General features: G+C 67.1%; 17 protein-coding genes. 12 read left to right on the top strand and 5 right to left on the bottom strand.

The window, feature by feature from the left end:
• Window positions 1-10 precede the first annotated feature (10 nt).
• The 5 genes from aceK (at window position 11) to HV742_RS18255 (ending at window position 8,557) form a co-directional block, all read left to right on the top strand.
• Window positions 11-1,876, top strand: a complete 1,866-nt coding sequence (gene aceK / locus HV742_RS18275; RefSeq protein WP_175146072.1) for a bifunctional isocitrate dehydrogenase kinase/phosphatase — start codon at window positions 11-13, stop codon at window positions 1,874-1,876.
• Window positions 1,877-1,909: 33 nt separating this feature from the next.
• Window positions 1,910-3,091, top strand: coding sequence for an acetyl-CoA C-acetyltransferase (locus HV742_RS18270; protein ID WP_054495587.1), 1,182 nt, complete (start codon window positions 1,910-1,912; stop codon window positions 3,089-3,091).
• Between the two features lie 303 nt (window positions 3,092-3,394).
• Window positions 3,395-5,002, top strand: a complete 1,608-nt coding sequence (locus HV742_RS18265) for a carboxyl transferase domain-containing protein (RefSeq protein ID WP_006386958.1) — start codon at window positions 3,395-3,397, stop codon at window positions 5,000-5,002.
• Between the two features lie 181 nt (window positions 5,003-5,183).
• Window positions 5,184-7,199: an acetyl/propionyl/methylcrotonyl-CoA carboxylase subunit alpha gene (locus HV742_RS18260; protein ID WP_175146071.1), complete on the top strand. Its 2,016-nt coding sequence runs from the start codon at window positions 5,184-5,186 to the stop codon at window positions 7,197-7,199.
• Window positions 7,200-7,324: 125 nt separating this feature from the next.
• Window positions 7,325-8,557 (top strand): MFS transporter, encoded by a 1,233-nt coding sequence (locus HV742_RS18255; RefSeq protein WP_054515622.1) that lies wholly within the window; start codon window positions 7,325-7,327, stop codon window positions 8,555-8,557.
• A gap of 34 nt (window positions 8,558-8,591) precedes the next feature.
• On the opposite strand, the gene HV742_RS18250 is transcribed toward HV742_RS18255, so the two are convergent.
• Together HV742_RS18250 and HV742_RS18245 are read right to left on the bottom strand one after the other, a co-directional pair.
• On the bottom strand, window positions 8,592-9,653 hold the full coding sequence (locus HV742_RS18250; protein WP_175146070.1) for a YwqG family protein: 1,062 nt from the start codon (window positions 9,651-9,653) through the stop codon (window positions 8,592-8,594).
• A gap of 70 nt (window positions 9,654-9,723) precedes the next feature.
• Window positions 9,724-10,491, bottom strand: a complete 768-nt coding sequence (locus HV742_RS18245; RefSeq protein ID WP_175146069.1) for a sulfite exporter TauE/SafE family protein — start codon at window positions 10,489-10,491, stop codon at window positions 9,724-9,726.
• 114 nt (window positions 10,492-10,605) lie between these two features.
• On the opposite strand from HV742_RS18245, the gene HV742_RS18240 reads away from it, so the two are divergent.
• The 7 genes from HV742_RS18240 (at window position 10,606) to HV742_RS18210 (ending at window position 16,922) form a co-directional block, all read left to right on the top strand.
• Complete coding sequence (locus HV742_RS18240; RefSeq protein WP_175146068.1) at window positions 10,606-11,937, top strand: aminotransferase-like domain-containing protein; 1,332 nt, start codon at window positions 10,606-10,608, stop codon at window positions 11,935-11,937.
• A gap of 618 nt (window positions 11,938-12,555) precedes the next feature.
• On the top strand, window positions 12,556-13,002 hold the full coding sequence (locus HV742_RS18235) for a hypothetical protein (RefSeq protein WP_175146067.1): 447 nt from the start codon (window positions 12,556-12,558) through the stop codon (window positions 13,000-13,002).
• Window positions 13,003-13,378: 376 nt separating this feature from the next.
• Window positions 13,379-14,281, top strand: a complete 903-nt coding sequence (locus HV742_RS18230) for a hypothetical protein (protein ID WP_175146066.1) — start codon at window positions 13,379-13,381, stop codon at window positions 14,279-14,281.
• Window positions 14,282-14,394: 113 nt separating this feature from the next.
• Window positions 14,395-15,003, top strand: a complete 609-nt coding sequence (locus HV742_RS18225; protein ID WP_175146065.1) for a cysteine hydrolase family protein — start codon at window positions 14,395-14,397, stop codon at window positions 15,001-15,003.
• 8 nt (window positions 15,004-15,011) lie between these two features.
• Complete coding sequence (locus HV742_RS18220; protein ID WP_054419529.1) at window positions 15,012-15,536, top strand: DUF4189 domain-containing protein; 525 nt, start codon at window positions 15,012-15,014, stop codon at window positions 15,534-15,536.
• 39 nt (window positions 15,537-15,575) lie between these two features.
• Complete coding sequence (locus HV742_RS18215) at window positions 15,576-16,208, top strand: LysE family translocator (RefSeq protein WP_175146064.1); 633 nt, start codon at window positions 15,576-15,578, stop codon at window positions 16,206-16,208.
• Between the two features lie 12 nt (window positions 16,209-16,220).
• Window positions 16,221-16,922, top strand: coding sequence for a hypothetical protein (locus tag HV742_RS18210; protein ID WP_175146063.1), 702 nt, complete (start codon window positions 16,221-16,223; stop codon window positions 16,920-16,922).
• A 13-nt stretch (window positions 16,923-16,935) separates the two neighbouring features.
• Here HV742_RS18210 and HV742_RS18205 read toward each other — a convergent pair whose 3' ends face one another.
• The 3 genes from HV742_RS18205 to HV742_RS18195 form a co-directional block, all read right to left on the bottom strand.
• The gene (locus HV742_RS18205; RefSeq protein ID WP_175146062.1) at window positions 16,936-17,322 is read right to left on the bottom strand and encodes a YkvA family protein; all 387 of its coding nucleotides are present in this window, start codon (window positions 17,320-17,322) and stop codon (window positions 16,936-16,938) included.
• A gap of 260 nt (window positions 17,323-17,582) precedes the next feature.
• Window positions 17,583-18,047 carry a hypothetical protein gene (locus HV742_RS18200; protein WP_175146061.1) on the bottom strand — a complete coding sequence of 155 codons (465 nt, stop codon included), beginning with the start codon at window positions 18,045-18,047 and terminating at the stop codon, window positions 17,583-17,585.
• A gap of 260 nt (window positions 18,048-18,307) precedes the next feature.
• The gene (locus HV742_RS18195) at window positions 18,308-18,673 is read right to left on the bottom strand and encodes a hypothetical protein (protein WP_175146060.1); all 366 of its coding nucleotides are present in this window, start codon (window positions 18,671-18,673) and stop codon (window positions 18,308-18,310) included.
• Window positions 18,674-18,684: the final 11 nt, after the last annotated feature.

Raw genomic sequence — 18,684 nt, 5'->3', positions numbered from 1 at the left:
GTCGTTTGCCATGATCCGCACGTCCGACGTCCAGCACATCGTGCAGGCGCCCGTCCGGGGCCCCTCGCCGCTGGACGTCGCGCGCCGCATCCTGGCCGGCTTCGACCGCCACTACGCGCTGTTCCGCTACAGCGCGCAGCGCGCCAAGGCGCTGTTCGAATCGGGCGACTGGCACGGCATCCAGCACCTGTCGCGCGAGCGCATCGAGTACTACGACATGCGGGTGCGCGAATGCGCCAGCCAGCTCGAAGGCGTGCTGCGCGGCCGGCCCGAGGGCGCGGTCGGCGCCCATGCCCCCAACGGCGCGAACGGCGCCGCGGGCGCCGCGCTGACGGATGCGCAGACCGCCTACTGGCAGCAGATCAAACAGGAATTCGTCGGCCTGCTGGGCGAGCACCGCCAGCCCGAATGCGCCGAGACGTTCTTCAATTCGGTGTCGTGCCGGCTGCTGCACCGCGACTATTTCCACAACGATTTCCTGTTCGTGCGGCCGGCCGTGGCCACCGACTACCTGGACAGCCGCATGCCGTCGTACCGGGTCTACTACCCGGTGACCGAGGGCCTGCACAAAAGCCTCATCCGCATGGTGGCCGACTTCGGCCTGGCGCTGCCGTTCGAGGACCTGCCGCGCGACACCCGCCTGCTGGCGCGCGCCGCCATCGGCCAGCTGCGCCGGCAGTTGCCGCGCCACGTCGGCCGCCGCATCGCCAGCGACTGCCAGGTGCATGCGCTGGGTTCGCTGTTCTTTCGCAACAAGGGCGCCTACATCGTCGGCCGCCTGATCAACCAGGGCACCGTCTACCCCTTCGCCGTGGCGCTCACGCGCAACCCGGCCGGGCAGGTGAACCTGGACGCGCTGCTGCTGGGCGCGGACGACCTGAGCACGCTGTTCAGCTTCACGCGCGCGTATTTCCTGGTGGACATGGAGACGCCCGCCGCGGTGGTCAACTTCCTGGCCAGCCTCTTGCCGCGCAAGCCCAAGGCCGAGCTGTACACCATGATCGGCCTGCAGAAGCAGGGCAAGACGCTGTTCTACCGCGATTTCCTGCACCACCTGGCGCATTCGCGCGACGCCTTCGACATCGCGCCCGGCATCAAGGGCATGGTGATGTGCGTGTTCACGCTGCCGTCCTATCCCTACGTGTTCAAGCTGATCAAGGACCATATCGACAAAGACGGCATGGACCACGCCACCGTGCGGCGCAAGTACCAGATGGTCAAGCTGCACGATCGCGTCGGCCGCATGGCCGACACCTGGGAATACTCGCAGGTGGCGCTGCCGCGCGCCCGCTTCGCGCCGCGGCTGCTGGACGAACTGCGGCGCCTGGTGCCCAGCCTGATCGAAGAAACCGGGGACACGGTGGTCATCCGCCACGTCTACATCGAACGGCGCATGACGCCGCTGAACCTGTACCTGAGCCAGGCGCCGGACGCGCTGCTGGAGCCGGCCGTGCGCGAATACGGCGACGCCATCCGCCAGCTGGCCGCCGCCAACATCTTCCCCGGCGACATGCTCTACAAGAACTTCGGCGTGACGCGGCTGGGCCGGGTCGTGTTCTACGACTACGACGAAATCCAGCGCATGACCGAAATGAATTTCCGACGGATTCCTCCCGCCCCCAACGAGGAAGCGGAAATGGCCTCCGAACCCTGGTATGCCGTCGGACCGAACGACGTCTTTCCGGAGGAATTCGGCCGCTTCCTGCTGGGCGACGCGCGTGTGCGCGGCGCCTTCCTGCGCCACCATGCCGACCTGCTGGAACCGGAATGGTGGCAGGCCTGTCGCGCCCACGTGGCGCAAGGCCGGATCGAAGAATTTTTCCCTTACGATACGGACAGACGGCTGCGTCCGGCACCCGCTGGCGCCACCGCATAAAACACGCTGTCCCGACCCTCACAGGAGCTAGTCATGTCAGATCCCATCGTTATCGTTTCCGTCGCCCGCACGCCCATGGGCGGCATGCTCGGCAGCCTGTCCGGCCTGGCCGCGCACGAGCTGGGCTCGGTCGCCATCAAGGCGGCCGTCGAACGCGCCGGCCTCAAGCCGGAGCAGATCGAAGAAGTCATCATGGGCAACGTGCTGCAGGCCGGCCAGGGCCAGGCCCCGGCGCGCCAGGCCGCCCTGGGCGCGGGCCTGCCGCTGGGCGTGGCGTGCACCACCATCCACAAGGTGTGCGGCTCGGGCCTGAAGGCCGCCATGTTCGGCCACGACCTGCTGGCCGCGGGTTCGGCCAACATCGTCGTCGCCGGCGGCCAGGAAAGCATGAGCAACGCCCCCTACCTGATGCTCAAGGGCCGCCAGGGCTATCGCTACGGCCACAGCACCATCTATGACCACATGGCCCTGGACGGCCTGGAAGACGCCTACGACAAGGGCAAGGCCATGGGCGTGTTCGCCGAGGATTGCGCCGCCAAGTATTCGTTCACGCGCGAGCAGCAGGATGCGTTCTCGCTGGAATCGCTGCGCCGCGCCCGCGCCGCCACCGAAGACGGCAGCTTCAAGTGGGAAATCACCCCGGTCACGGTGGCCGGCCGCAAGGGCGATACCGTGGTCGACACCGACGAGGCCCCCACCAAGGCCATGCCGGAAAAGATTCCGACGCTCAAGCCGGCGTTCAAGAAGGACGGCACCGTCACCGCCGCCAACTCGTCGTCGATCTCCGACGGCGCCGCCGCCATGGTGCTGATGCGCGCCTCCACCGCCGAGAAGCTCGGCGTCAAGCCGCTGGCCCGCATCGTGGCGCACAGCCAGCACTCGCAGGAACCGAACTGGTTCACCACCGCCCCGGTCGGCGCCTTGAAGAACCTGTTCGCCAAGACCGGCTGGAAGGCCGAGGACGTGGACCTGTACGAGATCAACGAAGCCTTCGCCGTGGTCACCATGGCCGCCATGACCGACTTCAAGCTGCCGCATGAAAAGGTCAACATCCACGGCGGCGCCACCGCCCTGGGCCACCCCATCGGCGCCTCCGGCGCGCGCCTGATGACCACGCTGATCGGCGCGCTGCGCAAGACCGGCGGCAAGCGCGGCGTGGCCACGCTGTGCATCGGCGGCGGCGAAGCCGTGGCGATGGCAATCGAGATGGTCTAAGGCGGTATTTCTCCCGAGGCGCGCTTTTTCCCTGGATGTCCCTGGGAAAAAGCGCCGCCTCGGGAGGCCGCAAGCCCGCGTGGCGGGTACATCGAGGGGCATCATTTCGCTGCGCCTTTTCCGCAAGGCGAAGTCCGCGACGGGTCGGTCGCGGGCCGTGCGGGAGAGGCGCAACGAAATGCAGCTGAGTTAATCCATGACAAGAATGCCCGGTTCATCGGGCAGCGAGACAAACCGCTAGGAAGCGCCTGCCGGCCCTCCGAGCGCCTTCAACATCCCAATCAGCAGGACGGGTGGTACCCCATGCCCATCATCGAATCCCGCATCAATCCGCGGTCGCAGGACTACACCGACAACGCGCGCGCCATGCAGGCGCAGCTGGACGACCTGAGCCAGCAACTGGCGCGGACCGCGCTGGGCGGCAGCGAATCGTCGCGCGCCAAGCACGTGGCGCGCGGCAAGCTGCTGCCGCGCGACCGCGTCGAGCAACTGATTGATCCGGGGTCGCCGTTCCTGGAACTGTCGCCGATGGCGGCGCACGGCATGTACGACGGCGACGCGCCGGGCGCGGGCGTCATCACCGGCATCGGCCGCATCGCCGGCACCGAATGCGTGATCGTCTGCAACGACGCCACCGTCAAGGGCGGCACCTACTACCCGATGACGGTCAAGAAGCACCTGCGCGCGCAGGAGATCGCCGCGCAGAACCGGCTGCCGTGCGTCTACCTGGTCGATTCCGGCGGCGCCAACCTGCCGCAGCAGGACGAGGTCTTTCCCGACCGCGAACACTTCGGCCGCATCTTCTACAACCAGGCGCAGATGTCGGCGCAGGGCATCGCGCAGATCGCGGTGGTGATGGGCTCGTGCACCGCCGGCGGCGCCTACGTGCCCGCCATGAGCGACGAGTCCATCATCGTCAAGAACCAGGGCACCATCTTCCTGGGCGGCCCGCCGCTGGTGAAGGCCGCCACCGGCGAGGAAGTCAGCGCCGAGGACCTGGGCGGCGGCGACGTGCACACGCGCCTGTCGGGCGTGGCCGACCACCTGGCCGCCAACGACATGCACGCGCTGCAGCTGGCGCGCGGCGCCGTGGCGCGCCTGAACCGCAAGAAGCCGGCGCCGCTGGCCACCGTGCCGGTGCGCGAACCGCGCTACGACCCGGCCGAACTGAACGGCATCATCCCCGCCGACACGCGCAAGCCGTATGACGTGCGCGAGGTCATCGCGCGCATCGTCGACGGTTCCGAGTTCGACGAATTCAAGGCGCGCTTCGGCCCCACGCTGGTGACGGGCTTTGCCCACATCCACGGCATGCCGGTGGGCATCGTCGCCAACAACGGCATCCTGTTCTCGGAATCGGCGCAGAAGGGCGCGCACTTCATCGAGCTGTGCGCGCAGCGCAAGATCCCGCTGGTGTTCCTGCAGAACATCACCGGCTTCATGGTCGGCCGCAAGTACGAAAACGAAGGCATCGCGCGCCACGGCGCCAAGATGGTGACGGCGGTGGCCACCGCCAACGTGCCCAAGTTCACCGTGCTGATCGGCGGCTCGTTCGGCGCCGGCAACTACGGCATGTGCGGCCGCGCCTACTCGCCGCGCCTGTTGTTCATGTGGCCCAACGCGCGCATCTCGGTGATGGGCGGCGAGCAGGCCGCCAGCGTGCTGGCCACGGTCAAGCGCGACGGCATCGAGGCGCGCGGCGGCCAGTGGTCGGCGGCCGAGGAAGACGCCTTCAAGGCGCCGATCCGCGAGCAGTACGAACGCGAGGGCCATCCGTACTACGCCACCGCGCGGCTGTGGGACGACGGCATCATCGCGCCGGCGGACACGCGTCGCGTGCTGGGGCTGGCGCTGTCGGCGGCGCTGAACGCGCCGATCGAAGACACGCGCTTCGGCGTCTTCCGGATGTAGAAGAAAGCCCACCCCCTACGCGCTGCGCGCGCCCCCTCAAGGGGGCGACACCGGCGGACCGGCGAAGCCGGATCCGCGGTGTCCCCGATAAGGTCGGCGTGATGCGACGTGTGAGAGCTTCGAATGCATTGCGCTCGTCGCTGCAACGTAGTCAACGAATCATCCCAGTCTGGATAACGCCATGTTCGATACCCTGCTGATTGCCAACCGCGGCGAAATCGCCTGCCGCGTCGCCGCCACCGCCCGCCGCCTGGGCATCCGCACCGTCGCCGTCTATTCCGACGCCGACGCCAACGCCCGCCACGTCGCCGCCTGCGACATCGCGGTGCACATCGGCGGCCCCGAGCCGCGCGCCAGCTACCTGCGCGCCGACGCCATCCTGCAGGCCGCGCGCGATACCGGCGCCCAAGCCATCCACCCCGGCTACGGCTTCCTGTCGGAAAACGAAGCCTTCGCCGAAGCCGCCGAACAGGCCGGCATCGCCTTCGTCGGCCCGCCGGCCTCGGCCATCGCCGCCATGGGCAGCAAGTCCGCGGCCAAGTCGCTGATGGAAAAAGCCGGCGTGCCGCTGGTGCCCGGCTACCACGGCGACAACCAGGACCCGCAATTTCTCAAGGAGCAGGCCGACGCCATCGGCTATCCGGTGCTGATCAAGGCCAGCGCCGGCGGCGGCGGCAAGGGCATGCGCGTGGTCGAATCGTCCGGCGCGTTCCTCGATGCGCTGGCCTCGTGCCAGCGCGAGGCCGCCTCCAGCTTCGGCGACGACCGCGTGCTGATCGAACGCTACCTGCAGAAGCCGCGCCACATCGAGATCCAGGTGTTCGCCGACAGCCACGGCAACTGCGTCTACCTGTTCGAGCGCGACTGCTCGGTGCAGCGCCGCCACCAGAAGGTGATCGAGGAAGCGCCCGCGCCCGGCATGACCGAGGAACGCCGCCGCGCCATGGGCGAGGCCGCCGTGGCCGCCGCGCGCGCGGTGGGCTATGTGGGCGCCGGCACGGTGGAATTCATCGCCGAGCCCGACGGCCGCTTCTACTTCATGGAAATGAACACGCGCCTGCAGGTCGAGCACCCCGTCACCGAGATGATCACCGGCCACGACCTGGTCGAATGGCAGCTGCGCGTGGCCGCCGGCCAGCCGCTGCCGGCGCGCCAGGAAGACCTGCGCATCCACGGCCACGCCATCGAGGCCCGCATCTACGCCGAGAACCCCGAGAAGGGCTTCCTGCCTTCCATCGGCACGCTGGCCTACCTGGGCCTGCCGGCCCACGTCGCCTTCGCCAACGGCGACATCCGCGTCGATGGCGGGGTGCGCACCGGCGACACCATCACGCCGTTCTACGACCCCATGATCGCCAAGCTGATCGTGCACGGCGCGGACCGCGACCAGGCCCGCGCCCGCATGCTGCAGGCGCTGGCGCAGACCCAGGCGGTGGGGGTGCAGACCAACGTCGCCTTCCTGTCGCGCCTGATGCGCGACAGCGCCTTCGCCGCCGCCGACCTCGACACCGGCCTGATCGAGCGCCAGCGCGCCACGCTGCTGCCCGAGCCGACGCCGGCCGACGCCGCCACGCTGGCGCTGGCCACGGCCGCCGTGCTGGCCCGCCAGGGCCAGGCGCAATCGGCGCCGCATGCCGCCGCGCCGGCCGATCCGTGGGACACGCGCGACGGCTGGCGCCTGGGCGGGCGCTACCAGCGCACGCTGCAATGGATCGACAGTGGCGAGACCCGTCACGTCACCGTCACGCGCCAGGGCGCCGACTGGACGCTGGACAGCGGCGACGGCGCCCGGCCCTTCGCCTGGCGCGCCGAGGACCGCGACGGCCCGGCCCGCGTGCTGCGCATCACCCTGGACGGCCGCGAACGCGCCGGCACCGTGGTGCTGCACGCCGACAAGGCCCACGTCTTCGGCGACGGCGGCGCGCACGTGCTGGACCTGTACGATCCGCTGGCGCACGCCCAGGACACCCAGGGCGACCACGGCGGCGGCCTGACCGCCCCCATGCCGGGCAAGATCATCTCCATCGCCGTCAAGGCCGGCGACAGCGTCGCCAAGGGCCAGCCGCTGCTGGTGATGGAGGCGATGAAGATGGAGCACACCATCTCCGCGCCGGCCGACGGCAAGGTCGAGGAACTGTTCTACGCGGTGGGCGACCAGGTCACGGAAGGCGCGGAACTGGTGTCGATCGGCGCCTGAAGCGGCCCCGCTCCCACGGCGCGCAAGACCCCACGGCCGGCGGGCGCTTTAGTTTGGCGTCAGCCGGCTGTTTATAGAATGCGCATTCCGGCGCCGTCCGCGCGCCTGCCGCGCGTTCCGCCCCGATGCCCGCCCCCGACTCGCCCAGTCCGCTTTACCGACCCGCCTTCCTGCACTTCCTGTTCGCGCGCATCGGCGCGTCGCTGGCCTTCCAGATCGTCTCGGTGGCGGTGGGCTGGCAGATCTACGCGCTGTCGGGCAGCGCGCTCGACCTGGGCCTGATCGGGCTGGCGCAGTTCCTGCCGATGGCGGCGCTGACGCTGGTGGTCGGCCATGTGGCCGACCGCTACGACCGCCGCAAGATCGTCGCCATCTGCATGGCGGTCGAGACCCTGGCCACGCTGCTGCTGGCGATCGCGGCGCTGCATGGCGTCGGCGGCAAGACGCTGATCTACGCCACCCTCATCATCATGAGCTCGGCGCGCGCCTTCGAGGCGCCCACGCTGACCACGCTGATTCCGGCCATCGTGCCGCGCGAATGGCTGCCGCGCGCCACCGCGCTGTCGTCCTCCGGCGGCCAGATCGCGCAGATCGCCGGCCCGGCGCTGGGCGGCATCGGCTATGGCCTGGGGGCAGGGTGGATCTACTGCGTGGCGGCGGCGCTGTACCTGTGCGGCTTCGCCTGCATCGCCAGCATGTCGATCGACCGCGCCCCGCCGCGCAGGGAGCCGACCACCTGGCGCACGCTGTTCGCGGGCATCACCTTCATCTTCCAGCGCCGCATTCTGCTGGGCACGCTGTCGCTGGACCTGTTCGCGGTGCTGCTGGGCGGCGCCACGGCGCTGCTGCCGATCTTCGCCAAGGACATTCTCAACGCCGGTCCGTGGGCCCTGGGCGCGCTGCGCGCCGCGCCGGCCTGTGGCGCCATGCTGATGTCGCTGACGCTGGCGCGGCTGAGCCTGGGCGAGCACGTCGGCCGCCTGCTGTTCGGCGCGCTGATCCTGTTCGGCCTGGCCACCACCGTGTTCGGCCTGTCGACCTCGATCCCGCTCTCGGTGGGCGCGCTGGTGGTGCTGGGCGCGGCCGACGCCATCAGCGTGGTGGTGCGCTCGTCGCTGGTGCAGCTGAACACGCCCGACCACATGCTGGGCCGCGTCAGCGCGGTCAACACGCTGTTTGTCGGCGCCTCCAACCAGTTGGGCGAATTCGAGTCCGGCGTGATGGCGGCGCTGTTGGGCGCGGTGCCGGCGGTGGTGGTCGGCGGCCTGGGCACCATCGCGGTGGCGGGGCTGTGGATGCACTGGTTCCCGGAACTGCGCAGGCTACGTTCGCTGCATCCGGAAACCGAACCGGCCTGACCCGGCAAGGGCCACGACGCGCGCGTCCGGGCGGCTAGTCGCATTGATACGTGACACGCGCCAGGTCGAACCGGCGCGCCGCGATATCCTGCTCGCGCATCAGCACGTAATAGGCGCCCGGCTGCGGAATGCCGGCGTGCGGGTCGGCGCCGATCTGCAACACCAGGCGCCAGTCCCGCGCCCCCGGCAACAGGGCCTGCGCGGCCTCACTGCGCCAGACCGCGCTGCCGCCGCAATCCAGGCCGTGCGACACCAGCTGGCAAGTGGCCTGCATGCCATTCTGCAACGACTGTGGATAGCCGCCGAGCTGATGGTTGTCGCGGCCATCCATGTCCGGCGTGCCGAACCGCGACCGCCAATCCTGGTAGCTTTCGTAGGCCTCGTCGTCCTCCAGGGCAAACGCATCCCAGCCCGCGTCATCGACACCGATCGGCGTCAGCACCGTGCGGGCCGAGACCGGCGCCGCGCGGAACACGCAGGTCCATTCGTCGTCCGACAGCGAGGCCAGCGCACGCGGCACCGGCGCCCGGTCCAGCGCCGCCGCGGGCGTGGTGTCCCACAGCACGCGCCAGCCCACCGAAGCCGCCGGCGTAAAGCTCTCGGCCTGTTCCAGAAAATCGTAGAACACCAGCAGCCGGCCCTCGCGCGGCAGCGCGGCGTCGAATCCCGCTTCCCGCGACAACGCGGCCAGATCGAACTGCCCAAGGAACGTCAGCGGAAACGCCGTTTCCACCGCATCCGCCCGGGCGCGGGCATCCGCGCTGAAACGCTCGCCCTGCGCCGGCGTCATCCACGATCCTTTTTTCTTCGAGTCCGCCAGCAGGCGCTCGGCCTCCTTGCGATGGCCGGCGGCGCGCTCGTTCGCGTCCGGATAGGCCGGCCGCGTCGGCCAGGCCATGCCGCGCGGCAGGTCCGGGCGTCCGCCGATCTTGCTGGCGCCCAGGGGGATCGCGCCCTCCTCGCAGGCGGTGGTCGCCAGCACCAGCGCGGGACGCGCCTGTTCCAGCAGTCGGGAGATCACGCCGGCTGGCAGATCGGTGGCGTCGAGCGAACGACGCAGGGCGTCCTGGTCCGAAGGCAACGGGGTGAAGTCCATGACGGCGAATCCTCCTGGGGCGCGGCGCGCTGGCGAAAGTGCGGCGGGCGTCGCCGCCGAATGCACCATTCTAGGACGGCGCCGTGACGTACCCCGCGATGCCGTCCCACAGCAGCTTCACCGCCGTCACCACCAGCAGCCCGTAGCACAGCCGGTACATCTGCGCCTGGTTCAAGCGGTGATGCAGCCGCCACCCCGCCCAGACCCCCACGAACGCCGCCGGCAGGCTCATGGCCACCAGGCTCCAGTAGCCGCGCGACAGGTCGGCCACCGCCAGCCACGGCCCGGCCTTGAGCAGATTGCCGATGGTGAAGAACATGCTGGTGGTGCCGCCATAGACTTCCTTGGACAGGCCCAGCGGCAACAAGTACATGGCCAGCGGCGGCCCGCCCGAGTGCGCCACCATCGTCGTGATGCCGGACGCGCCGCCCGCCAGCAAGGCCTTGCCGCTGGAACGCGGCCGCACCGTCACCGATGCGCCGCCGCGCCACCACAGCCAGGCGAACAGCAACGTCGTCACGGCCATCAACACTTCGACGAAATGGCGGTCGACATGCCGCAGCACCACATAGCCCGCGGCGACGCCTACCAGCAAACCCGGCACCAGCCACGCCAGGTCCGGCCGCGACCAGGTGCGCGGCTTCCAGTAGCGCAGGGCGAACAGATCCATCGCCACGAACACCGGCGCCAGCACGCTGCCGGCCGTGATCGGGTCCATCACCAGCGCCATCAGCGGAATGCCGATGATGGCGAACCCGCCGCCAAACGCCCCCTTCATGAAACCGATCACCCCGACGGCAAGCAGCGACATCGCAACAACGTAGAAATTCAGATCCATGGCCCGGCAAGACAGAAGCAGACATTGAAAAACGCCGCCGCGCGGCGTTGTGTGACGCCATCCTAGGCCGGATAATCTGCCCATCAAAATAATCGTCCTGGATACGCTTTCGCCATGCCCGCGTCGCGCTACAAGCAGTTGGTGGATCAACTGGCGGCCGACATCCGCGGCGGCCGCCTGCCGCCCGGCACGCGCCTGCCCACGCACCGCGAACTGGCGGCGCGCGAAGGCCTGGCGCTGATGACGGCCACCCGCGTCTACGCCGAGCTGCAGACCATGGGCCTGGTCAGCGGCGAATCCGGCCGCGGCACCTTCGTCAAAGAGGCGCTGCCGCGCGGCCACGGCATCGACCTGCGCGCCTGGAACGACGACACCACCGAACTGACCTTCAATTCGCCGACCCTGCCGGGCCAGGCCGCGCTGTACCGCAGCGCCTTGCGCCGGCTGGCCGCCAAAGGCGACGCCGACGCCTTGCTGCGCTACCGCCCGCATGGCGGTAGCGACCCCGAACGCGCCGCCGCCGCCGCGCACCTGGCCCATCGGGGCCTTACGGCAAGCGCCGCCTCGACCCTGCTCGTCAGCGGCGCGCAGCACGGCCTGACCATCGCCGCCATGGCGCTGTTCGAACCGGGCGACGTGGTGGCCGTGGACGCGCTGACCTACCCCGGCTTCAAGCTGGCGGCGGAGTTCTCGCGGCTGGAACTGGCGCCCGTGCCCGCCGCCGACGACGGCATGGACCTGGATGCGCTGGCCGACCTCTGCCGCCGGCGGCGCGTGCAGGCGGTCTACACCATGCCGACCCTGCACAACCCGCTAGGCTGGGTCGCCGGCATGGCCTGGCGCGAGGCCTTGGTGGCATTGGCGCGCCGCCACGGCCTGATGCTGATCGAGGACGGCGCCTACGCCTTCCTCGCCGAAGACGCGCCGCCGCCGCTGGCGGCCCTGGCGCCCGAGGCCACGCTCTACGTGTCGAGCCTGTCCAAAAGCGTCGCCACCGGCCTGCGCGTCGGCTCGGTCAGCGCGCCGCCAGCCTGGATTCCCAAGCTGGAACGCGCCATCCGCGCCACCACCTGGAACACGCCCGCCACCCTGACGGCGATCGTCCAGGGCTGGTTCGAAGACGGCACCGTGCGGCGGCTCGAGACCGAGAAGTGCCGCGATGCCGCGCAGCGCCAACGCATCGCCGCGCAGATCCTGGGGCCGCTGCATCCGGTCGCCCATCCCTCGTCATACTTCGTCTGGCTGCCGCTGGCGCCGGAAGTGCGCGCCGACGCCATCGCCATGGCGCTGATGCGCGAACGCATCGCCGTCTCCACGGCTCATCCCTTCGCCGTCGCGCACGTGCCGCACGCGATCCGGCTGGCGCTGGGCTCCGTCGACCTGGAGACATTGCGGCGAGCGCTGGAAGCGGTGGCGCGGGTGGTGGTGGACCAGACGGACAGATAGCGGATCCAGCCCATCCGCCCCGCAGCTTGCAGTCCGGCACACTTGGCAAATAGTTGTCCGGCGCATGCCACCCGGCCCCACTAAGGTGGCGCCGCACCAGGCGACATGCCGCCAGCGGGCCCCCGGACGACGCGGCCACCGTGCTCTATTACACCTACCAGATCGACGGCAAGCGCGCCGATTCCTAGTGCGCCCAACAGGCGATCAAGCGCATGTCCTACCGCCACGGCGGCGCCACGAAGCGATCAGCCACGTGGTCCGTGAACGCGACACGATTGATGCCGCCATGGCGGCGTTGGCTTTGTCCGAAGATGATGCACAAGCCTTCCGCCCGCTGCTGGTGTAAGAGCTTCGCGTGCTTGATCAGCACAACTGCGCCCGCTACAGACTGCCGATGGACTGAGATTGGCGTGCTTTAATCCGGCGCAATGCCGATAATCTACGTGTCTATACGCGCCGGGAAATGCGGTGAAATAAGTCAATCACATGCGACAAGCCTGCGCCGTCAGTCACCCACTTTTTTCTGTGCATAATCGGGGCACTTCTACTCAGAAAATACGCAACACGGTGCATTGATTCAAGGACGCAGACGATCATTGTCCATCCAGAGAAAACCAGATGAAGCGAATTGCGGGGTTGGCATTACTCGGAATAATCAGCGGCTGCACGATCTTTCTCCCCATGGAGAATGTGCTCGACACACTGCATGGCATGCCGGTGTCGAAGGTCGAGGCGCGGCTGGGGCCGCCGAAGTCCAGGAACTACCTCAAGCCCCTTAGTGCGGAAAGGGAAGACGACCCCTTAAAGGGAGCAAGCTTGTGGGTATGGGAATCCGAGCCCTACAACAGCTCCACCAGGATCGAGAAGAAAACCGAAGGCGTGCTTGAAACCCCGCAAGGTAGGACGCCGTTCTCGATGACAACATACCACTACGTGCCACGGCCCACGACCAGGTGTACCGTTTACTTGAACGTGAATGCCGATGGCATCATCTACGGGAGCCGTTTCGAAACCGGCGATCGCGACTCTTGCGACATGATGAAGGCGCGTATGCCGTTCTTCTAGGCTGGCTACGGGATCCTGACCCGGTCGTACAAGAGCCTCTTTTTGCCACGGCCTTCGCCTCGCGCACGAACGTGCTGTCGCGGGATCACGCCTTGTCGTTGCGGGCCTGACAACACCGGGATGCACACGGATGCCGGCGGCCAGTACTGGCGCGCGCTCCCTGAGCCATGCCCGGTTATTGCAGTCCGACACAATTGGCAAACTGCTGTCCGACGCGCAACCGGACGGCCCACTAACATGGCGCCGCACATTGCGCCAAGCCGCTGGCGGTACTGAAGATCCGGGCCGTCTCCCGGGAGGGTACCCTCTTGCAACCCATTGCAAGGGCAGGCAAGCACAAGGCACTTTTCACGAGTCCGACAAGAAGATATCCAACATGTACACCCGTCTGAGCGCCCACTTTTCCTCCCGCCACCTGCGTACCGCCGTCGCCGGCCTGTGCACCACCGCCCTGGCCGCGGTATTCGCCCCGGCCGTAGCCGCCGAGCCCGCCGCCACCAAGCCGCGCCTAGATGCCGTCCAGGGCGCCGCCACCGCCGTCACCCCGCCCGATGCCCCCACGGTGATGTACGCCATCTACCAGATCGACGGCAAGGGCGCCGACTCGTACGAAGTCGCCAACGGCAGCGTCGCCACCTACTGGTTCGGCCACGCCTTCGAACTGAACGGCACGCAATACTTCACCGGGTTCACCTGGGACACCCGCGAAAAATACGGCAAGCCCGGCGAAGACGAAGCCGGCCCCGAAACCCAGGTCAACCTGGCCGAAGCCACCTTCACCCTGACCGGCTCCAGCGCCGAACGCCCCTGGAAGTTCCGCGGCATGGAGCACACCATCGGCATGTTCGGCGCCTACGAACGGGCCGAAGCCGTGGACCCCGGCCGCAAGCCGCTCGACTACCGGACCCCGGAAGGCAAGCTGCTGCTGGCCGTGCCGACCCAGGGCTTTGACAACGGCACCAGCTTCGAAGGCTACGCCCTGTTCGTCTTCAACCCCGGCCCGCGCGACGAGCTCAAGGACAAGGTCTGGACCTACCTGGGCAGCATTCTCACCGGCGACGACAACAGCGCCGCCTGCGCCGACGGCGACGTCATGCCCTGCGTCGCCAAGACCGGCAAGCTGACCTTCACCGCGCAGAACGGCAGCGACATGCCGCGCCTGACCGTCACCCCCAGCGGCACCGAAATCTCCGGCCCGGGCAAGACCCGCAAACTGGGCCCCGCCGACGCGGTCAGCTACGTCTACGACGAAGCAGGCAAGAAGTACACCGAGAAGTAAACGATGACGCGGCAGGCGCGCCGGCCCCCCGGCCCGCGCCGCCGCCCGCCCAACCCCTCCCGCGACTGCCGCTACACTGACAGGTCATGCAGACCCTCTTCACGGAGCGAACCATGACCTCCCAGCCCCTGGCCATCACCCCGGCGCGCAGCGCCCTGCTGGTCATGCACTACCAGACCGACATCATGGACCTGTTTCCGTCGGTCGCCCCCACGCTGCTGGCCAACACGCGGCAGCTATGCGACGCCGCCCGCCGCGCCGGTGTGAGCATCTACTTCGCCAAGATCCATTTCAGTCCCGGCTACCCGGAAGTCAGCCCGCTCAACAAGAACGGGCAGGGCATCCGCCAGTTGGGCCGCTTCGTGCATGATCGCGTCTCGCCCGAACTCGGCCGGCGCAACGACGAACCCATCATCCTCGCCCACCGCGCCAGCGTGTTCTTCGGCACCGACCTGCAACCCCGGCTATCGGCGCAGGGCATCGACACCCTGATCATGGTGGGCGTCGCGTCCACCGGCGTCATGCTGTCGTCCATCGCCCACGCCAGCGACGCCGACTACCGCCTGCTGACCGTCAAGGACTGTTGCTACGACCCCGACCCGGTCGTGCACGACCACCTGTTCGCGACCGCCTTCGAGTCGCGCACCACGGTGCTTTCCCTGGACGATGCCCTGTCCTTGCTGGCCACCGCCGCCGGGCCCGGGCTGCACCACAAAGAATGAGTTGACCCATGCGTACCCTGATCACTGCCTCCTTCCTCGTCGCCCTGAATTTCTCGCACGCCGCCCTGGCGCAAGCCGAACAAGGCTGCCCCGACGGCTACGCACCCAGCGTCGGCACGCCCGGCCAGCAATGCGTGCCGATCCCCGTGGAGATCGCGCCCGCCGCGGGCGCCGCGTCCACCCCCGCCTCGCGCGACGCCCAGCGCTGGGGCGCCGTGGCCTATGACGCGCTCTCCGGCGCGATCGGCATCTCGGCCGACCGGGCCAGCAAGGCCAAGGCCGAAAAAGACGCGCTGGGCCAATGCGCCACCAAGGGCGGCGCGCGCTGCGTCATCAACACCACCTATCACGACCAGTGCGTGGCAGTGGCCTATGGCCCGTCGCCCCAAGGCAGCGGCGTGCTGGTCAATTCCGCCACCGCCGCCAGCGAGGAACTGGCCCGCATGCGCGCTTTGGAGAGCTGCGAGAAAGGCGCTGGCGCCAGCTGCCAAACGTTCTACACCGGTTGCAGCCTGCCCCCGCCGGCTCAATAATCGGCGTCTCGCCGGCCCGCATCCCTCGAAGGACCTTCCATGCTCGACCCCGCCACCCTCGTCCTCTTTGGCGGCGCCTGCGTCGCGCTGGCCATGACGCCCGGCCCCGACATGCTGCTGATCGCCTCGCGCAGCGCCGCGCAGGGCAGGGTCGCCGGCTTCGCCTCGCTGGCCGGCATCCAGGCCGGCACCTACTGCCACGCGCTGCTGGCGGCCTTCGGCCTGTCGCAGCTATTCGTGGCGGTGCCCATGGCCTACGACGCGGTGCGCTTCGCCGGCGCGCTCTACCTGCTGTACCTGGCCGTGCGCGCGTTCCGCTCGCGCCCCGTGTCGCACATGCCCGATGCCGCCCGGGCCCGCTCGCCCGTGCGCGAAGTCTTCCTGCAAGGCCTGCTGACCAACCTGCTCAACCCCAAGATGGCGCTGTTCGTGCTGGCGCTGTTCCCGCAGTTCGTGCGCCCGCAGGACGGCTCGGTGGCCCTGCAGATCCTGGTGCTGGCCACCATCCTCAACGTCATCGGCCTGTTCATCAACGGCGCCGTCATCCTGGCCGCGCACCAGCTCAGCCGGCGCTGGGCCGGCCGCCAACGCCTGTCGCGCTGGCCGCAGTACGTGCTGGGGTCGGTGTTCCTGGCCCTGGCGCTGCGCCTGGCCACCGCCAGCCGCAACTGACACGCACGCTCCATGCAAAAGATCGAAGGCCAGGAATTGCGCATGGCCGTGGACAAGGGCAACGCGCACTTCCACGACCTGCACTTGCACAACTGCGCCTTCGACAACTGCGGCCTATCCATGGTCAAGTATCCGCAACGCATGTCGCGCGTGCGGAACGTGACGCTGTCGCAATGCCGCGTCGTGAATTCAGAGATCAAGCCGTGCGTGTTCGAGGACGTGGTGGTCGAAGACCTGTCCACCAACCCCATCCTGCTGGTGTGGGCCGCGTTCCTTCGCCGGGTCACGTTGAAGGGCAAGATCGGCAAGATCAACTTGAACCTGACGCCCGAAGCGTTCTGCACGGATGCGGATCGCCTGCGGCAGTTCGAGACCGCCCGCGCCACGTTCTATGCCGAGACCGATTGGGCGCTGGACATCAGCGACGCCAGGCTGCTGGGGCTGCGCTGCGAAGGCGTGCCACTGCACCTGATCCGGCGCGATCCGCAAACGCAGGTGATCCTGGACAAGCGCGGGCGCTATCGTGGGCAGCAGGCGCTGGATGCCAGCTTCGCCAAGGCGTTTCCCGTTGCCGACAGCGTGCTGCGCGGCTTCGACGAATCCGACAGGCCGGCCATGCTGCTGGCCGCATCAATGGGCGCGCCGAAGAAGCGGCGTGACGAGGAGCTGGGCGCGATCGCGGAGTTGCGCACGCTGGGATTTCTGGAAGAGTGAAGCGCGTGCCGCGTCAGCGCCATAGCCAGTAGCCGACTGCCGTCACCACCGCCATCCACAACACCACGATCACCACCGCGCCCACCCGGCTGCGCGGCTTTTCGCGCTTGGCCTGGATCCACGCGTCCGCCTGGTTGCGGCATTCCCGCAGCACATCTGGCGGCAACAGCTTGATGGCCAGCCAGATCAGGCCCGGCAGCAACAGCACGTCATCCAGATAACCCAACACCGGGATGAAATCGGGAATCAGGTCGATCGGACTCAGCGCGTAGGCCACCACGAACACGCCCAGCGCCTTGGCGTGCCAGGGCGTGCGGGGATGCTTGCCGGCGAACCAGAGGGTCAGGCCATCGCGCTTGATGCGCCGGGCCCAGGTTTTGAGGCGGTCGCGGGTTGGCATGGGATGGGCTCTGCGGCTCGGGGAACGGCGATGAATTCCAGGTTGATAACCCGAAGGATAAAACCACAGTCGGGCGATCCATATAGGCTGGCGTTTGTGCAGGGGGTCTGATCTACATCCGTGGCAAATCAGACCGGTGGCTATGTGGGATGAGCAACCCTGGTGCCACCTTCAATCGACTGCAAAAGTCGGTTGCAGCGTTTTTGGCCGACGATAGACGACCACCATGCCCGCCGCAAAAGTGCTTCCTGCCCGCATCCCTACGCCTGCACCGGAAAAAGTTTCTTACCCCAAGGAATATTGTTTTCAGCAAAAGTTTTCTCGATTTCATCGATAAATGGTTTGCAGACAGAATATTCTTTCCCTGCCTCATAGCTTTCTAACGTAGCCAAATCATATTTTTTAACCAATTGCTCGCCCAAATCGGAGGAGTAAATTAGAGGTGCTAGCCAATACATCATCCCTTCGTTCGAAAGCTTATGTGGATTGAATTGGGCCAGTTTGCTGCAAAAATCTTCGTAATTCCGCAATTGGCGTGCTTTCATCCACCCCTCATTCCAGAGATTCCAATAACCAACTTTCAAGCATCTATATATAATGTCAACGGCGTACTGCCATGCACCAGGAGAAGTGCCAGCGAACCAAATGGGTGGATAGTCATCTAAGGTCAATAGATAGAATTCATATTGGATACGTGCTGCGTAATGGGGATAAATATTACCCATGGTGTTACCTCACTTTTTTACGGGGAACTTAAGCTTTAAAATATGAGGATTGCCTTTTTTATCTGCATTCAGTGCCTTAATGGCATCGTTATTGATCTCTACCGTCGCGGTGGTCGAGGGGATTTTTAGCGCAAGCCTAATCAGCGGGCCGATAGGCAACCCAAGCAGGGTCGTTAAACATCAATTTCCTCGAAATTCCGTTCTATTTGATTGGACCTACAGACGCGGAAACGCTGAGACCGAGTATCCGGCAGCGGGCACTAACTTAACCAACACTTTGCGTGGTGCAATGATCTCGGCCCTAGTACTGGCGCCACTTGCGCCCATAGGCCTTCAACCTGAGCAGCTCGAGTTACTAGAGCTTCAATAAGTCCTGTTGCGACGGCTGTTATTAATTCTTGGTCGCCACTCTCCATCGCTTTCTCAATCAATGAAAACGTTCGTAAATTGGCATCCGTGTCAGCACAACGAAAATCCTCAGCAATTTGATAGCCAAGCGCAGCAAACAGCTCAGTGACTGGTGGCTCTTCTGGCTGCCACTCATCAATAACATCTTGGTAAGCCGTTTGTGCACGGTCGGACACCACCGACAACAAACAACGAATGAACTCTTCACGCCCCATCATCACTGACCTCC

The organism is Achromobacter ruhlandii (genome assembly GCF_902859695.1).
Classification (GTDB): domain Bacteria; phylum Pseudomonadota; class Gammaproteobacteria; order Burkholderiales; family Burkholderiaceae_B; genus Achromobacter; species Achromobacter ruhlandii.
The sequence above is the reverse complement of the archived record's forward strand: the minus strand, read 5'-3'. Positions and strand labels throughout refer to the sequence as shown.

What these genes read in the sequence shown, in the direction of transcription:
- aceK (WP_175146072.1), top strand. Translation starts at nt 11, where the DNA reads ATGATCCGCACGTCCGACGTCCAGCACATCGTGCAGGCGCCCGTCCGG.
- HV742_RS18270 (WP_054495587.1), top strand. Translation starts at nt 1,910, where the DNA reads ATGTCAGATCCCATCGTTATCGTTTCCGTCGCCCGCACGCCCATGGGC.
- HV742_RS18265 (WP_006386958.1), top strand. Translation starts at nt 3,395, where the DNA reads ATGCCCATCATCGAATCCCGCATCAATCCGCGGTCGCAGGACTACACC.
- HV742_RS18260 (WP_175146071.1), top strand. Translation starts at nt 5,184, where the DNA reads ATGTTCGATACCCTGCTGATTGCCAACCGCGGCGAAATCGCCTGCCGC.
- HV742_RS18255 (WP_054515622.1), top strand. Translation starts at nt 7,325, where the DNA reads ATGCCCGCCCCCGACTCGCCCAGTCCGCTTTACCGACCCGCCTTCCTG.
- HV742_RS18250 (WP_175146070.1), bottom strand. Translation starts at nt 9,653, where the DNA reads ATGGACTTCACCCCGTTGCCTTCGGACCAGGACGCCCTGCGTCGTTCG.
- HV742_RS18245 (WP_175146069.1), bottom strand. Translation starts at nt 10,491, where the DNA reads ATGGATCTGAATTTCTACGTTGTTGCGATGTCGCTGCTTGCCGTCGGG.
- HV742_RS18240 (WP_175146068.1), top strand. Translation starts at nt 10,606, where the DNA reads ATGCCCGCGTCGCGCTACAAGCAGTTGGTGGATCAACTGGCGGCCGAC.
- HV742_RS18235 (WP_175146067.1), top strand. Translation starts at nt 12,556, where the DNA reads ATGAAGCGAATTGCGGGGTTGGCATTACTCGGAATAATCAGCGGCTGC.
- HV742_RS18230 (WP_175146066.1), top strand. Translation starts at nt 13,379, where the DNA reads ATGTACACCCGTCTGAGCGCCCACTTTTCCTCCCGCCACCTGCGTACC.
- HV742_RS18225 (WP_175146065.1), top strand. Translation starts at nt 14,395, where the DNA reads ATGACCTCCCAGCCCCTGGCCATCACCCCGGCGCGCAGCGCCCTGCTG.
- HV742_RS18220 (WP_054419529.1), top strand. Translation starts at nt 15,012, where the DNA reads ATGCGTACCCTGATCACTGCCTCCTTCCTCGTCGCCCTGAATTTCTCG.
- HV742_RS18215 (WP_175146064.1), top strand. Translation starts at nt 15,576, where the DNA reads ATGCTCGACCCCGCCACCCTCGTCCTCTTTGGCGGCGCCTGCGTCGCG.
- HV742_RS18210 (WP_175146063.1), top strand. Translation starts at nt 16,221, where the DNA reads ATGCAAAAGATCGAAGGCCAGGAATTGCGCATGGCCGTGGACAAGGGC.
- HV742_RS18205 (WP_175146062.1), bottom strand. Translation starts at nt 17,322, where the DNA reads ATGCCAACCCGCGACCGCCTCAAAACCTGGGCCCGGCGCATCAAGCGC.
- HV742_RS18200 (WP_175146061.1), bottom strand. Translation starts at nt 18,047, where the DNA reads ATGGGTAATATTTATCCCCATTACGCAGCACGTATCCAATATGAATTC.
- HV742_RS18195 (WP_175146060.1), bottom strand. Translation starts at nt 18,673, where the DNA reads ATGATGGGGCGTGAAGAGTTCATTCGTTGTTTGTTGTCGGTGGTGTCC.